A 15238-nucleotide genomic window follows, 5' to 3' on the forward strand; every position below is an offset into this window, starting at 1 on the left:
ATATTTTTTAGAAAAATATAAAAAGAATATTTCAGAATTTAAAACGCGCCTGGAGAGATTCGAACTCCCGACACCCTGATCCGTAGTCAGGTGCTCTAATCCACTGAGCTACAGGCGCATAATTATGTAATATCTCTGTTTCAGGGTCTCTTAGTCAACTAGATTTCGGGTAAAATGTCTATTATTAACAATCTAATTATTAATATGCCTATAAAGTGGTACGGAAATGGTGACTCAGAAGATCCTATCTATAAACATTTTTCTCGAATAGTAAATTTTGTTATTCACTGCATGATATTTACTGCGATTGTAAGTGGCACGTGGCTTTTAAAAGAGATTAAATATGAAATCAGCTTTTTTAATAATTTTGCAATTGTCTGGTCAGTTCTTTTGGCCTCCCATTTACTTTTCGTAATTATCAAAAAACCAAAAGACACTTCAAAACAATCAACTTAAATTAATTTCTATGTTATGGACTCTCAGATAAGTATAAGTGATCTAGAAAATGTTATTTCCGAAAAGGTTTTTATAAAAATAGAAAAGTGGAATTTGTATCTTGGAGACGCTGGACTAGCTAGGAATCTTGCTATTGAATGTATCAGCAATAGAGATCAAGGCCCATTGGAGGCTGCAAAATTAAGTCTTAAAGCAATAAATGTAAAAGTAGGGGATGGTGTTAATAGTATTCCATTGATTAATTTAATCACTAACTCACAAATTCTAGAATTAGAAGAGATTTTGGAAAGTTTTTTTTAAAAACTAAATCTCTTTTTTTGAAACTTTAAATTTATTTACTTTCAAGAATTTTGTAAGTAAAAAATAAATCACAAAAAAAGTTAGGGTTCCAAATATTAATAATAAAAATTCTGCAAGATTTGAATTGAAGTTATTAGTAGTTTGGAGAATAGTAAAACAAAGTGTACTGTCTATAAATGCTGCTAATGACATGAGGCTAATTTTCTTCAATAAATCCAAGTTAGGTAAATGGATATCTTCATTTCGCAGATTAAAAGAAAGCAAAATACAGACTATAAGGTTGACTATTACTGAAGATAAAATTATTCCCACAACTCCGAAATTATATGGAGAAAGATTCCCAAAATTCTTAATTGGGGCACCAATTAAAAACCAATCAAAAAAAATATTAAATATTATCCCTGCAAATGAAGACTTAAAAGGGAAGTTTGTTTTTTCTATTGAATAGTAAGTTCTTACTAATAAATCTCTATAAAGATAAAATGGTATGCCAACTGCGTAAGCAATTAATATATTTTTTACTTTTAAAGTTGCTGAATAATCAAAAGATCCTCTTTGAAAAACTAATTGTACGATTTGATTATTGAATGTTATAAAAAATCCGGTTAAAAAAATAGCTGCCAAGAAACAGTACTCTACCCCAGATATCAATTTTTTTTGGAGACCTCTTTTGTCTTTTTCACTTCTTAATTTAGAGAATTTTGGAAGTAATGGCAGAATCAAGGAGTTAGATAATATGCCTAAGGGGGCTTGTATAAGAAAGTTGCCGTAAGCTAGTCCAGATGCTGCGCCTTGAAAACTTGAAGCAAAAAACATATCTATGAAAACATTAATTTGACTCAGACCTGATGAGATAGATGCAGGAATAATTAGTTTTAAAATCCTCCTCTGTTCATATTTAAATGTTTGGAAGTTAAATGATTGGAAGTTAAATGATTGGAAGGTTGATTGCAATCTCAAGAGGCCTATCTTATTTATTTCCCAAATTTGAACAACAAACTGAATTAAAGTTCCCGTCAAAGTTGCAAAAGCTAGTAATCCCGAAGAAGTGAAGAGATTTTTGGTTGTATTTTCTTGGTTGAAAGTCCAACTAAATAAAATAAAAAAAATAATAGTTAAGCTTGTTATGGCTGGGCTGATACTTGACAAGAAGAATTTTCTTCGTGAATTTAAGGCTCCAAAGCTTAAACCTATGAAGCCAGATAATGGGATACAAGGTGTAAGTATTCTTAATTGGTAAGTAGCAATAGTTTTGGCTTCGGAACTTAAATTGGGGGCTAATAATTCAATTAATAAACTAGAATTAAAGTAAATCAATATAGCTAAACCGAACAATATTATTGAAAGTTTAATGCTTACTTGAGTTAGGATGATTCCTCCATTTTTTTTGTTAAGAGGAGTTAAAACGGCGACTACTGCATTATGTAAAGGACCATTAATTCCGCCAATGATTATGAGCAAAAAACCTGGAATTATATAGGCATAATTAAATGCGTCGTATGTTATACCAACCCCAAAAGCAGCAGCTATAAATACTTGTCTTAAACATCCAGCTAATTTACTAAGACTAGTACCAAATGAAATTGAAAAAACATTATTTTTTAAAAATGAATGCATTTGGCTTTATCTAAAAATTTTTCAAGAAGAATAAGTTTCAATTATATTTGATTCTTAACTAAAGACATATTTATGAAAGATCGGATTATTGAATTTGACCCATTAATTGAAGGGGTTTTAATCAAAAGATATAAAAGATTTCTTGCAGATATTAAATTAGAAACTGGAGAGGTTGTAACTGCTCATTGTGCTAATACAGGTCCAATGAAAGGACTTTTGAGAGAGGGAGCAAAAGTAAGAATAAGTGTTTCCCCATCTCCAAAAAGAAAATTACCTTTTACTTGGGAACAGATATGTGTTGTTAATGCAAAAAATGAGGAGGTTTGGGTAGGTATTAATACTCTCTTTGCAAACAAGTTAATCAAAAAGGTTATTGAAAAAAATCTGCTAATAGAAAGAATAGGTGAAATAGAGAAAATTAAATCTGAAGTTCCCTATGGAAAAGATAAAAAAAGCAGAATTGACTTTTTTTTAACCCCAAAATCTTCAAATCCTGATAAACGTAACATTTACATAGAGGTTAAAAATACGACTTGGATTAAAGAAAATGTAGCTCTATTCCCAGATACAGTAACGAAAAGAGGCCAAAAACACCTCATAGAATTAAAAGAATTGATTCCTGAAAGTAAAAGTGTTTTAGTACTTTGTATTACTAGAAAAGACGCTAATTTCTTTGCGCCTGGAGATGATGCAGATCCCTTATATGGCAATCTTTTTAGAGAATCTTTGAGTGCAGGAATGATATCCATACCATGCTCCTTTGAATTTCATAAAGACCATGTATCATGGAATGGAATTAAACCTTTGAAATAAATAAAAAACTTGATATTTTTAAATTCTAAAAAAAAATAGTTTTTAAATTAACAAATATAGCCTTGTGAAGCAACTATAAAATCGGTAGCAACGACTACTAGACACTAATAAGTTTTTTGAGCAAAATTGAATGTGAAAGGAAACAGAATAATCTGTTTTTTTTGACAATTAAAATTATTTATGACCACTGCTTTGCATTCGCGGCCAGGACGCAGCAAGAAACTTCAAGAGGCTAGCCTTATTGAAGGACCTATGCTACTCCTGCGCAGCATACGTGGCTTTAGAACCAATCGCTCATTGATTTGGTTAGCCACCGTTCCAGTAGCACTTTTCGGCTTAAGTATCTTCACTTTTGCTGCTAAAGCTGGCCCTGGTCTCGGAGACTTAACAGGACCTCAGGCTGCTACTTTTTTAGCTGACAACTTATGGTTGTTCGTAGCTACTATACTTGTGATCTTCATGAACGCAGGCTTCGCCATGGTTGAAGCTGGTATGTGTAGATCAAAAAATGCTGTAAACATTCTTGCTAAAAACCTTTTTGTATTTGCACTTGCCGTAACTGCATATTGGTTTATTGGATACTCATTAATGTATGGGGATTCTGTAGCAGGAGGATTTTTATACTTTAACGGACTATTTCTAGACCCTGATCCTTCTGATGCGCTTGCTTGTGCTGCAGGAGTTATTGATGATTGTTCTGTTTTAGTACCATCTGTAGACTTTCTTTTCCAAGCAGCATTTGCTGGAACAGCTGCAACTATTGTTTCTGGATTAGTTGCTGAAAGAGTTAAATTCGGAGAGTTTGTTATTTTTGCAATTGTTCTCTCTGGAATCATTTATCCTATTTCCGGTAGCTGGCAATGGAATGGAGGTTTCCTTTCAGAGCTAGGCTTTATCGATTTCGCAGGATCATCTATTGTTCACTCAGTAGGTGGTTGGGCTGGTTTAGTCGGAGCAATGATGCTCGGGCCAAGGATAGGTAAATATGTTGATGGTAAGGCTCAAGCAATGCCTGGCCACAGCATGGCTATTGCTACTTTAGGTGCCTTAATCCTTTGGATTGGTTGGTATGGCTTTAACCCTGGTTCAGAGCTCGCTATGGATGAATATGTAGCATACGTAGCTGTTACAACCACACTTGCTGCCGCAGGTGGAGCTATTGCTGCAACCGTCTTATCTACCTTAACTTCAGGAAAACCAGATTTGACAATGATCATAAACGGTATTCTTGCAGGTTTGGTTAGCATAACTGCAGGTTGTGGAAATATGACTTTCGCAGGGTCTTGGGTTGCAGGGGCAGTAGGTGGAATTATTGTTGTATTTGCAGTAGCTGCATTAGATGCTGCAGAAATTGATGATCCAGTTGGTGCTTTCTCAGTCCACGGAGTTTGTGGAGTTTGGGGAACTGTCGTTATTGGTCTATGGGGCGTAGAAGGAATGGATCCTGGCGCTGCTGGAATAGGTATTTTTAACGGCGGTGGAATCAACCAATTTCTTGTTCAAGCTTTAGGAGCTGGGAGTTATGCAATATGGACATTGGTTACATGTTGGATTGCTTGGTCTATAATTGGAGGATTATTCGGTGGAATCCGGGTATCTGAAGAGGAAGAGACTCAAGGTTTAGATATTGGAGAGCATGGAATGGAAGCATATCCAGACTTTGCATCCGCTAAATAATCTAACTTAAAATTGATTTTAGAAACCTGACTTATGTCAGGTTTCTTTTTTTTTATAAAAAATTATTTAAAATGTTGTAATATCTAAAGATGGATACTCAAGCTTTTAGAAGATCTCTTCATCATTCTGATAGATACAATAGAAGAGGTTTCGATTCTCCAACAAAAAGAGCTCAAGCATTAGAAGAAGCTTACCAAAGTGATTTGATAACTTCTATAAGAGATAATGGTTTTACTTACACTAAAGGCAGGCTAAATATTAAATTGGCCCAAGCCTTTGGTTTTTGTTGGGGAGTTGAAAGAGCTGTAGCAATGGCTTATGAGACTAGGAGGCATTACCCTAATGAGAATATTTGGATAACAAACGAAATAATTCATAACCCCTCAGTTAATGATCATTTAAGAAAAATGAATGTAAAGTTCATTTCAGCTAAAAATGGAATCAAAGATTTTTCGTTAGTTTCTAATGGGGATGTAGTTATATTGCCTGCTTTCGGAGCTACTGTTCAAGAAATGAAACTCCTTCATGAGAAAGGATGTCATATCATAGATACAACTTGTCCTTGGGTCTCTAAGGTTTGGCATACTGTTGAGAAACATAAAAAACATGTCTTCACCTCTATAATTCATGGAAAATTTAAGCATGAAGAGACTCTTGCTACTAGCTCATTTGCAGGCAAGTATTTAGTTGTACTTGATTTAGAAGAAGCAAATTATGTATCTGAATATATTCTGGGCAGAGGAAATAGAAATGAGTTTATGAACAAATTTGCTAAAGCTTGTTCTAATGGATTTGATCCAGATAAAGATTTAGATAGAGTAGGAGTCGCTAACCAGACAACTATGCTTAAGAGCGAGACCGAGGAAATTGGAAAGGTTTTTGAAAGAACGATGTTAAAAAAATTTGGACCAGCAAAAGTGAATAGTCACTTTTTAGCATTTAATACAATTTGTGATGCAACTGAAGAAAGACAAGATGCAATGTTTTCTTTGGTTGATGAAGACCTTGATATCTTGGTCGTTATAGGCGGCTTTAATTCGTCAAATACAACTCATTTACAAGAAATAGCAATTACGAAAAATATTACTTCTTTTCACATAGATACTCCAGAGAGAATATCAGTTGCAGAAAACTCAATATTACATAAACCACTAGGATTAGATTTAGAACTTAAAAATAATTTTTTACCTAATGGGAATATTAATGTTGGAATTACCTCCGGTGCATCTACTCCTGATAAAGTTGTTGCAGATGTTATTGAAAAGTTAATTGATATAGCTTCCTAAATTTGTAATGCCATTTATGACTTTGCTTAGTTTTTTTAATTTATTACTCAGATATTTCCTAAAGATATACTTTATTAACTAGAATAGTTAAAAATTATTGAAGTATGGAAGACAAAACACAAACTAATCAGGTTCAAACAGCAGCCAGTATGAATAGAACTAAAGCCCCCCAAAAAGTTGAAGTTGTAGTTGCTAATTCATCTTCAGGGTCAGAAGTAAATATTCTTGGAGAACTATCAATTTTTGTTTTACGCATCGGTTTTTGTGCTTTGATGATTCATCATGGCCTAGAGAAACTTCAAGATCCGCAGGGTTTTGCAGAATTTGTAGTTAGTAAGTACTTTCCATTTTTGCCAGGTGATCCTGTTGTTTGGACTTTTGGAGCAGCTATCACTCAATTAGTTTGCCCTCTAGGACTGGCTTTAGGTCTTTTTGCAAGGCTTTCTTCTCTTGGACTATTATCTACAATGGTATTTGCGGTTTATTTTCATCTTCTAGATACGGGATTAGAAGGTTTTCCTCTTGCAGTAGTTGAAGGACACAACTACGCCTTCGAATTGTCTTTTATATATGGTGCTATTTCTCTTTACTTTCTATGCGCAGGTCCAGGCAGACTTTCTTTATTTAGAAAGTCTAACAAAATTACATATTATCCCAAATCAACATAAATTAATGTAAAAAATGCCTTTTTTGAGTAAATATCATTGAGATTCCCTTTGAATTACACATATCAATACTTTCTTGGTCTCTTAAACTTCCTCCGGGTTGGATAATAGCTTTTATTCCATATTCATTTGCAAGTTCTACAGTATCGGCAAATGGAAAAAAACCATCGCTTGCCAAAACAGCCTCAGAACATAACCCTTCGGCTGCTTTTAATGCAATTTTTGCGGCTCCAACTCTATTCATTTGTCCAGCTCCAATACCAATAGTTTTTTGGTCTTTTGCAATAACAATTGCATTTGATTTTACATGTTTACAAATTTTCCATGCAAAATTTAGATCTAATTTCATTTGATTACTCGGATTTTTTTTAGTTACTAAAATCCAACTCTCATTTATATCTTCATTATCATCAGTATCTTGAACGAGTAATCCTCCCATTATTGATTTAGTAGAAGTTTGGTTCTTTTTTGGAAGCATATCTTTTGATAACTTTAAAATTCTTAAATTCTTTTTGCTTTTTAAAATTTTTAAAGCTTCTTCATCAAAAGAAGGAGCGACAACGCACTCTAAGAAAATATCTTTGAGGTTAATTGCGGTTTCACTATCAACATTTGAATTAAAAGCAACTATTCCTCCAAAAGCACTAACTGAGTCGCATTCCAAAGCATTCAGAAATGCTTGAGAGGCTGAATTGCTTGTAGAGGCACCACAAGGATTATTGTGTTTTAGAATAACGGAAGCAAACGTGTTTGTTTTAAGATCATTTTTTTCTTCATAGCCAAATTCTAAAACTGTAGAAAGCGCTGACTCAAGATCCAATAGATTGTTATAACTTAACTCTTTACCTTGCAATTGTTCTGCTGAGTTCCATCCAATATTACGTAAACCATACCAAAAAGCTTTTTGATGAGGATTTTCTCCATATCTTAAGGTTTTGATTAGTGGATAAGATTCAATATATTTGGAAGATTGTAAACCTCTTTCTTTACTTATCCAATTAGATATTGCAGCGTCATAGTCGGCTGTATGTTGAAAAGCTTCAAAGGCTAATGTTGCTTTATATGCATCATTTAAAACCCCTTTTTTAATTTCTTCAAGAAATTCTTGATATTGACTAGGATCTACTAAAACGGAAACGTCTTTATGATTTTTAGCTGCAGAACGAATCATTGATGGCCCTCCAATATCGATATTTTCAATAGCATCTTCCCATTTGCATCCCTGTTCAACAGTTTTCTTAAAAGGATATAAATTTACAACTACCAAGTCAATTAGTTCAAGGTCGTTAGCTTCTATATCTTTTTTATGTTCCTTATCAGTTCTTTTCGCTAATATTCCTCCATGGATTTTTGGATGTAAAGTTTTAACTCTTCCTTCAAGGATTTCTGGCGAATTAGTAAAATCTGCGACTTTAATAACTGGAAGTTTTGCTTTTATTAGATGTTTGGCAGTTCCTCCACTTGATAGAATTTTATAATTAAATTTTTCTACCAATTCTGTACAAAATGGGATTATATTTTTTTTATCAGAGACACTTATTAAGGCTAATGGTGACATTATGGGAAAGTTTACTTACTTAAGAATATAAACATGAAATACGATATTGATCATGAATTTGTCTCGATTAGCTCTCAAACTGCAACTCATAGAATTATTTTGATACATGGTTGGGGAGCCGATGCAGATGACCTTTTAACAATTGGAAAGGAAATTACAGAAAAAACAAATCTTGATTTTGAGTTAATTTCTTTGAGGGCGCCTGGATTACATCCAAGTGGTCAGGGAAGACAGTGGTATGGATTATACCCACATGATTGGAAGGGGGCTGAGGCTGAAGTAAATAAACTTTTAGATACATTAAAAGAATTTGATACTGAGCAGATTTCACTTAGAAAAACAGTTTTGTTGGGTTTTTCTCAGGGGGCAGCTATGGCAATTGATGCAGGATTTAAACTAAATCTAGGATTAATTGTTTCTTGCAGTGGTTATCCTCATCCAACTTGGGTCCCAGGAGAAAAATGCCCACCATTGATTGTTAGTCATGGCTTATTTGATGACGTCGTGCCTATAGATGCTTCTAGGATTATTTATGAAAAGGTAAAAAGTAAGTCTTCGAAATTTTGCGAATTATTAGAATTTGATGGATTCCATCAAATTGACTCAAATTTAATTAATTTTCTAAGTTCAAATATGAGTAATATTCTTTAAACGAAAGCATATTCGTATTCTTCAATCTCTTCCCAATCATCTGCAGTAAGTTCTAGACCTTCAAATATTTTTTCTTCCCCAATACCCTCAACTACGACTTTTAATGATGGAAATAGAAAATGATTTTCTTCAGCATATTGGGCGCTAAATAAACCTTTTTCACCCCAAAAAAACCTATCAGTGGTATGTTCATTTCTTCGAACGTTGAAAACTGAAGGAGCAGACAACTCATTTTCAGCTATAAATCTTCTTGCAGCTGTAACTGGTTTATGATTGCCGGTTTCGATATGATAAATAGGAACATGTGCCATTACTCTTTGACCAGCAAGTCTTCTTCTGCTGATTCTTTTTCTTTTTTTTGACATTGATTGGTACTCCTGAAATTATTAATTAGATTAGTCTTAGTTATTTTACTAATCTTATATCTGTGATTTTGAATTCACTTCAAATTACATAGAGGACCCATCAACCCCTGATGTAGCTTAAAATATGATTATATGTTCATATTTAAGGCTGGCTAAAGTCAGACCTCTTTATATATCTTAATACTTTTTTCATATTTTACAAGCCCTTTTCAAGTTTTTTCTAAAAATTACTTAAAATTTCATTAATTATGAATATCACTAAAAAATTTGAAGAACTTATTGTGAGACAGCTAGAGAGTTTTGGTTGCTCAATGGGAGTTACTCATATCGTTATGTATCTTGCTTCAGCTAATCAAGGAACTAAAGCATCTTTTGAAATAATTGGTCAATGGCCACAAAGTGATAGGCTTCTAATATCAATAGAAGATGATCCTTCACTAAAAGTTTCTTCTCCTAATAGAAGATGGTACCCGCTTCAAGAAAACGATATTCTACTTGGTGTTCTTAGGGTGGAAACTGATTTGCAAGGGGGAAATTGGCCATTATCTCTTGATTCTAGATTAAAAGCACTTTCAATATCTTTAGCTAAATGCGTTTCTATCGAATTAGAACGTCAAAATAAAAATGAAGAAATCAATTATTTAAAAAGTCAGGTTAATGTCATAATCCATCAATTGAGGAATCCATTGGCTGCTCTTAGGACATATGCAAAATTACTAATAAAAAGACTTGGTTCAGATGATGGCTCTATTGAAATAGTCGAACGCATGATAATAGAGCAAAAACAAATTAATCAATATATGGATTCTTTTTCGAAATTAAATTCACCTATTGAACTGCCTCTAGAGATTGGAGAGGAAAGATTATTATTACCACCAAATTTAGATAATAAAAAGGTAATAACTGTTCAGGGTTTATTGAGGCCAATATTAGAAAGGGGTAAAGCTAATGCGGACTTAGAGAATAGAGATTGGACTGAACCTTCTCTTTGGCCAGATTGGACTATATCGCCCTTAAAGGCAAAATATGCTGTAATTGCCGAAATTGTGGCCAATTTATTAGAAAATGCGTTTAAATATGCCCAAAAAGATGCTGAAATTGGACTCGCAATTACGAGTAATGGACTTTGTATATTTGATGATGGTAAAAAAATAACCAAAAATGAAAACGAGAAAATTTTTGAAAAAGGTTTTAGAGGATCTGCGGCTAAAAAGAAGGACGGAACTGGTGTGGGACTTTTTTTGGCGAGGAAATTAGCAAAACAAATTGGAGGAGATTTGAGATTGCTGGAAAATAACTCGATTGATAATACTGAGAAATTAAAAAATCTTAAGAAGAAAAATATTTTCTATTTAGAACTACCTATAAAAGAATTGCATGCATAAACAACATTGCAGTTTCAACTAGTACAACACTTGCACCGCATACATCTCCATTGAAGCCTCCAATTTTAATACCCAGAATGTTTGGAATAGAATAGCTTAGAAAAATACCAATCAAAATAAGAATTAAAAATTTAATTAATATTGCTTGTGATGTAATTGAAACTAATTGGTATGCAATGAAAATTAAAAGAAAAATAATGGAGATAAAAGATTCTTGTTTAAATCCATTCCAAAATTTTTTGTGACTAATAGATTTTTTCTTATAACTAATATATTTAAACTTTTCTATAAAAAATAAATTTGAAAATCTGCCCCAAAATAAGCATATAGGTAAAACAAAAATTATTAGGTTTTGAATTTTGATTATGCAAGCAATTTGAATTAAAGTTATAAAAACTAAAGCTTGAACGCCAAAGGACCCAACTTTACTGTCTTTCATGGCTTTTAAACGTTTCTTTTTACCCGCAAAAATACCATCGAAACTATCCATTAAACCATCAATATGTAGACCACCAGTAATTAAATATCCTGAAGCCAAACAAATTAATGTAGATGCATAAATTGACCAAGAGTTAGTTCTTAAAAAAAGAAAAATATAACTCTGTATTGTTCCAATAAAAAATCCTAAAGGCGGCGCAAATTGTGCAATATTTTTAAATTCGGGATTAATTAAAGGTATCTTTGGAAATGTCGTATAGAAAATCCAAGATCCTGCCAAATTTTTTATTAAATATTTTTTGATGAGATAAAAATAGATTCAATATTAAATAATAGGGTAGATTAATGAAAAAAGATCAAAAAATTTTATAAATTATCGTGTTTGAATTTGAAATTACATCGAATTGCAGCAATACAGCTGCAAGAACTGGTATTTTTTATACACCAAATGGTCAGGTAAACACACCAAAATTTATGCCTGTGGGTACTTTGGCGACTGTTAAAGGAATGTCATCTAAGCAGTTAAACTCTACAGGGTCAGAAATGATTCTCTCTAATACCTTTCATCTTCATTTACAACCTGGAGAAAAACTAGTTAAAGAATCTGGCGGATTACATAAGTTCATGAATTGGCCTAAGCCTATTCTTACTGATTCAGGAGGATATCAAGTTTTTAGTTTGGCCAAATTAAATAATATTTCTGATAAAGGTGTGGAATTTAAAAATCCAAGAGATGGTAGTTATGTATTTTTATCACCTGAAAAAGTAATACAGATTCAAATGGATCTTGGATCGGATGTTGCGATGGCTTTCGATCATTGTCCTCCGCATACAGCTAACGAAAATGATATTGAGGACTCTTTACAAAGAACTCATTCATGGTTGCAAAAATGTGTTGAGACTCATCAGAAATCCAATCAAGCATTATTCGGCATAGTTCAAGGTGGTAAGTATCCGAGATTGAGAGAATATAGTGCAAAATATACAAGTTCTTTTGATCTGCCTGGAATAGCCGTGGGAGGTGTAAGTGTTGGCGAGGCAGTCGAAGAAATACATAGTGTAATTAATTACGTCCCGAAATTCTTACCAATAAATAAACCAAGATATTTAATGGGAATTGGCTCTTTAAGAGAAATTTCTTTAGCTGTTGCTAATGGATTCGATATATTTGACTGTGTTTTGCCTACAAGACTAGGAAGACATGGGACTGCATTTTTTAATGATGAAAGATTGAATTTGCGAAATGCTCGATTTAAAAATGACTTTTCTCCGATTGACAAAACTTGTAAATGCGAGACCTGTAAATCCTATTCCCGAGCATATCTACATCATCTGATTAGAAATGACGAAATATTAGGCCTAACCCTCATAAGTTTGCATAATATTGCTCACTTAATCAGATTTACAAATGCAATTTCTAATGCAATTAGAGAAAATTGTTTTACAAATGATTTCGCTCCTTGGAAAACATCCTCTATTGCTCACCATACGTGGTAACGTCTTATCATAATTAATTAAATTATTAAAAAAGGTGCTCATTCTATTTAATACATTCGCTGAATTGCCCCAGGCTTACAAGGCCTTTGCTCCAACTGTTGATGTTCTTCCACTTATTCCTTTATTTTTCTTTTTATTAGTATTTGTTTGGCAAGCTGCAGTTGGATTTAAATAAAATTCTTTTAGTGTAGATTGTTAGTATTAGACGGGATTGTCAAGTAAAATCGCATCTCCAGAATTATCTACAGCACTCTCTATAAAATCAGCAATTTTTAATGCTCTTGAGGCTTGCTCACCATCTACCTCAGGTTTTTCTTTACCCTGCACGCATTTAAGAAAATGCTCCAGTTCTGCATAAAGAGGCTCAATGGAAGTTGTGCTAACTTCTTCGACATATCCATCATTTCTATAAACTAATTCTCCATGCTCAGCTGTGTATGATTCATGAGACTTTCGATGGATTTGTAAAGAGTGATTTAAGAAATCAGTTTCTACTAGGCCATTTTGGCAGTGTGCACTTAAATTTCTAATTTTTTTATGACTCATTTTGCTGGCAGTTAAGCTCGCAATAACATTATTTTTAAACACTAAAGTAGCATTTACATAATCTATTAATCCTTCGCTATTTCTTCCTCCAACAGCTGCTAATTTTTGTATTTTTGAGTTTACAAGCTCTAAAATAAGATCAATGTCATGAATCATTAAATCCATTACTACAGATACATCATTTGCTCTTTCTGCATGAGGACTGTGCCTTCTTGCTTCTAAAACAACAATTTCTTCATTATTTACTATTTTATTTAATTCTCTAAAAGCAGGATTAAATCTTTCAATATGCCCAACTTGTAATAGACATTTACTTGCATTAGCGGCCTCTATTAAGGATTTTGCCTCCAACTCATTAGCTGCAATTGGTTTTTCAATGAGAACGTTAGTACCTCCATTTAGACAATCTAGTCCTACCTTATGATGAAGTAGTGTCGGGACAGCGATACAAATAGCATCAACTTTTGGAATTAAGTCCTTATAATTTTTGAACCATTCACATTGAAATTGTTCAATAGCTAATCTACCTCTCTCTTCATTTGGATCTGCTACTCCAATGAGATTTGCATCTTTTAGTAAACTTAGTACTCGAGCATGATGCCAGCCCATATTCCCTATACCTATGACTCCAACCTTTACGGGTGATGAGGTTGGTTGCATAATTTCAAATCCATTTATTTATTATCATTATCCTCCATTGGGAGCCATATTTAGCTTTTGGGAAGAATTATTTTAACACGATCAATTTTTGGACCTGACATAGAAATAACTTCAAATTTAATGTTATTAAAATCTAAAACGTCCCCAATTTTTGGAACCATTTGAAATTTTTCTAGCAGAAATCCAGCAAGTGTATGATAATCTGCGCCTTCTGGAATGGAGCATACTAACTTCTTATTGATATCAATAATTTCTGATTTTCCAGCTATAGACCATTTTTTAGAGAAATTATCTAACATTCTCATGTCTGAATAAATTCTATTGTTGAGCATTTCCTCTCCAACTATTTCGCCATTTAGATCAGCCGCAGTTATGAGTCCCTCTGTTCCACCGTGTTCATCTACTACTAGTAAGAAAGGATTGTAGTCTCTTACTATTGGAAATATTTCTGCTAATGAACATGTTTCTATGATTTTTGTCACTGGTAAAAGGAACGGCTCTAATAATGTATTGGCTTCCATTTCACCTTTTGAAATTGGCTTAGCTAGATAACGCAAATCTAATACACCTAATACATCATCTAAAGACTCACCAATCACAAAGAAGCGAGCATGGCGAGTTTTATCAACTTGTTTCATAAGTTCTGAAAAGGTTATATTTTTTGGCAAAGTTACCATTTCAGATCTTGGAATCATTACTTCTTTAACTTGTGTATCTTTTAAAGCAAAAACTCCTTCAAGAATATTTTTCTCATCTGGTTTTAAACCTGTTACATTATCAGTTTCTATAAGTGTTTCTAATTCTCCTGCGGATAAACCTGAGTTTAAAGAATCCCATTTGATATTTAAATTGAACAAGCTTAAACAGGCGCTAGCAAAGAATTCTATTATCGTCACTATAGGTTTCATACCTTTTCTAACTGCATCGAATATTGTTGTAAGCCTTAATGCAGCAGATTCTGGATTGTTAATTACTAGTGCTTTAGGAATTAGTCCAGAAACGAGAGTAACAACTAAAACAACAAATAAAAACAATAGAAGATCATAAAATCTATTTGACAAAATATTGCTTTTCCAATAATCATTAGCCAGGTTATTGCTGAGCCATCCAATTGCAATTAATGAAATTGTTATTCCAAATTGAGAGGCAGTTAATGAAGATCTAAAGCGTTTTTGAATTTTTAAAATTGATAATGCTCCTTTCTTTTTTTCTTCTATTAACCTTAAAACTTTACTTGGCCTTATTAATAAAAAAGAGAGTTCACTCGCTGAGAAAAAAGCTGGGAAAAATAAAAGAAATAAAAGTAGAGTTATTTTCATTCAAT

The 15238-nt window shown here is 33.1% G+C and carries 16 protein-coding genes and 1 tRNA gene; 10 read left to right on the forward strand and 7 right to left on the reverse strand.

Features of this window, described 5'->3' with window-relative positions; translation table 11 throughout:
• Positions 1-44 precede the first annotated feature (44 nt).
• Positions 45-118, reverse strand: a tRNA-Arg gene (locus tag HA143_RS01410).
• 86 nt (positions 119-204) lie between these two features.
• Here HA143_RS01410 and HA143_RS01415 point away from each other — a divergent pair.
• The gene (locus HA143_RS01415) at positions 205-456 is read left to right on the forward strand and encodes a hypothetical protein (protein WP_025900283.1); all 252 of its coding nucleotides are present in this window, start codon (positions 205-207) and stop codon (positions 454-456) included.
• 15 nt (positions 457-471) lie between these two features.
• Positions 472-756, forward strand: coding sequence for a DUF3181 family protein (locus HA143_RS01420; RefSeq protein WP_209082887.1), 285 nt, complete (start codon positions 472-474; stop codon positions 754-756).
• Positions 757-759: 3 nt separating this feature from the next.
• Here HA143_RS01420 and murJ read toward each other — a convergent pair whose 3' ends face one another.
• Complete coding sequence (murJ, locus tag HA143_RS01425) at positions 760-2373, reverse strand: murein biosynthesis integral membrane protein MurJ (protein WP_209082888.1); 1614 nt, start codon at positions 2371-2373, stop codon at positions 760-762.
• A 72-nt stretch (positions 2374-2445) separates the two neighbouring features.
• Between murJ and sfsA the strand changes: the two genes are divergently transcribed.
• From sfsA to HA143_RS01445, 4 genes are all read left to right on the forward strand, one after another.
• On the forward strand, positions 2446-3186 hold the full coding sequence (sfsA, locus tag HA143_RS01430; RefSeq protein ID WP_209082889.1) for a DNA/RNA nuclease SfsA: 741 nt from the start codon (positions 2446-2448) through the stop codon (positions 3184-3186).
• A gap of 180 nt (positions 3187-3366) precedes the next feature.
• Positions 3367-4863, forward strand: coding sequence for an ammonium transporter (locus HA143_RS01435; RefSeq protein ID WP_209082890.1), 1497 nt, complete (start codon positions 3367-3369; stop codon positions 4861-4863).
• Positions 4864-4952: 89 nt separating this feature from the next.
• Positions 4953-6149, forward strand: coding sequence for a 4-hydroxy-3-methylbut-2-enyl diphosphate reductase (locus tag HA143_RS01440; protein WP_209082891.1), 1197 nt, complete (start codon positions 4953-4955; stop codon positions 6147-6149).
• A 104-nt stretch (positions 6150-6253) separates the two neighbouring features.
• Positions 6254-6817, forward strand: coding sequence for a DoxX family protein (locus tag HA143_RS01445; protein ID WP_209082892.1), 564 nt, complete (start codon positions 6254-6256; stop codon positions 6815-6817).
• A 1-nt stretch (position 6818) separates the two neighbouring features.
• On the opposite strand, the gene purH is transcribed toward HA143_RS01445, so the two are convergent.
• Positions 6819-8372, reverse strand: a complete 1554-nt coding sequence (purH, locus tag HA143_RS01450; protein ID WP_209082893.1) for a bifunctional phosphoribosylaminoimidazolecarboxamide formyltransferase/IMP cyclohydrolase — start codon at positions 8370-8372, stop codon at positions 6819-6821.
• Positions 8373-8405: 33 nt separating this feature from the next.
• Here purH and HA143_RS01455 point away from each other — a divergent pair, with 33 nt between their 5' ends.
• Entirely contained in the window at positions 8406-9023 is a 618-nt protein-coding gene (locus tag HA143_RS01455; protein WP_209082894.1) for an alpha/beta hydrolase, read from the forward strand.
• Here HA143_RS01455 and HA143_RS01460 read toward each other — a convergent pair.
• Positions 9020-9388, reverse strand: coding sequence for a DUF3155 domain-containing protein (locus HA143_RS01460; RefSeq protein WP_209082895.1), 369 nt, complete (start codon positions 9386-9388; stop codon positions 9020-9022). The genes HA143_RS01455 and HA143_RS01460 overlap by 4 nt on opposite strands.
• Positions 9389-9636: 248 nt before the next feature.
• Between HA143_RS01460 and HA143_RS01465 the strand changes: the two genes are divergently transcribed.
• On the forward strand, positions 9637-10773 hold the full coding sequence (locus HA143_RS01465; protein ID WP_209082896.1) for a sensor histidine kinase: 1137 nt from the start codon (positions 9637-9639) through the stop codon (positions 10771-10773).
• Here HA143_RS01465 and HA143_RS01470 read toward each other — a convergent pair.
• Positions 10751-11491, reverse strand: coding sequence for an adenosylcobinamide-GDP ribazoletransferase (locus HA143_RS01470; protein ID WP_209082897.1), 741 nt, complete (start codon positions 11489-11491; stop codon positions 10751-10753). The genes HA143_RS01465 and HA143_RS01470 overlap by 23 nt on opposite strands.
• Before the next feature lie 98 nt (positions 11492-11589).
• Here HA143_RS01470 and tgt point away from each other — a divergent pair, with 98 nt between their 5' ends.
• Both tgt and HA143_RS01480 read left to right on the forward strand, forming a co-directional pair.
• Positions 11590-12708 carry a tRNA guanosine(34) transglycosylase Tgt gene (tgt, locus tag HA143_RS01475; protein WP_209082898.1) on the forward strand — a complete coding sequence of 373 codons (1119 nt, stop codon included), beginning with the start codon at positions 11590-11592 and terminating at the stop codon, positions 12706-12708.
• 34 nt (positions 12709-12742) lie between these two features.
• Positions 12743-12883, forward strand: coding sequence for a photosystem II reaction center protein K (locus HA143_RS01480; protein WP_209082899.1), 141 nt, complete (start codon positions 12743-12745; stop codon positions 12881-12883).
• A gap of 26 nt (positions 12884-12909) precedes the next feature.
• Here the strand turns inward: HA143_RS01480 and HA143_RS01485 are convergent, their stop codons facing one another.
• Together HA143_RS01485 and HA143_RS01490 are read right to left on the reverse strand one after the other, a co-directional pair.
• A complete protein-coding gene (locus tag HA143_RS01485; RefSeq protein WP_209082900.1) occupies positions 12910-13914 on the reverse strand; it encodes a Gfo/Idh/MocA family protein in 1005 nt (334 codons plus the stop codon).
• A gap of 50 nt (positions 13915-13964) precedes the next feature.
• Positions 13965-15233, reverse strand: coding sequence for a hemolysin family protein (locus HA143_RS01490; protein WP_209082901.1), 1269 nt, complete (start codon positions 15231-15233; stop codon positions 13965-13967).
• Positions 15234-15238: the final 5 nt, after the last annotated feature.

This window comes from Prochlorococcus marinus CUG1415, from assembly GCF_017696015.1.
Classification (GTDB): Bacteria; Cyanobacteriota; Cyanobacteriia; order PCC-6307; family Cyanobiaceae; genus Prochlorococcus_A; species Prochlorococcus_A marinus_AE.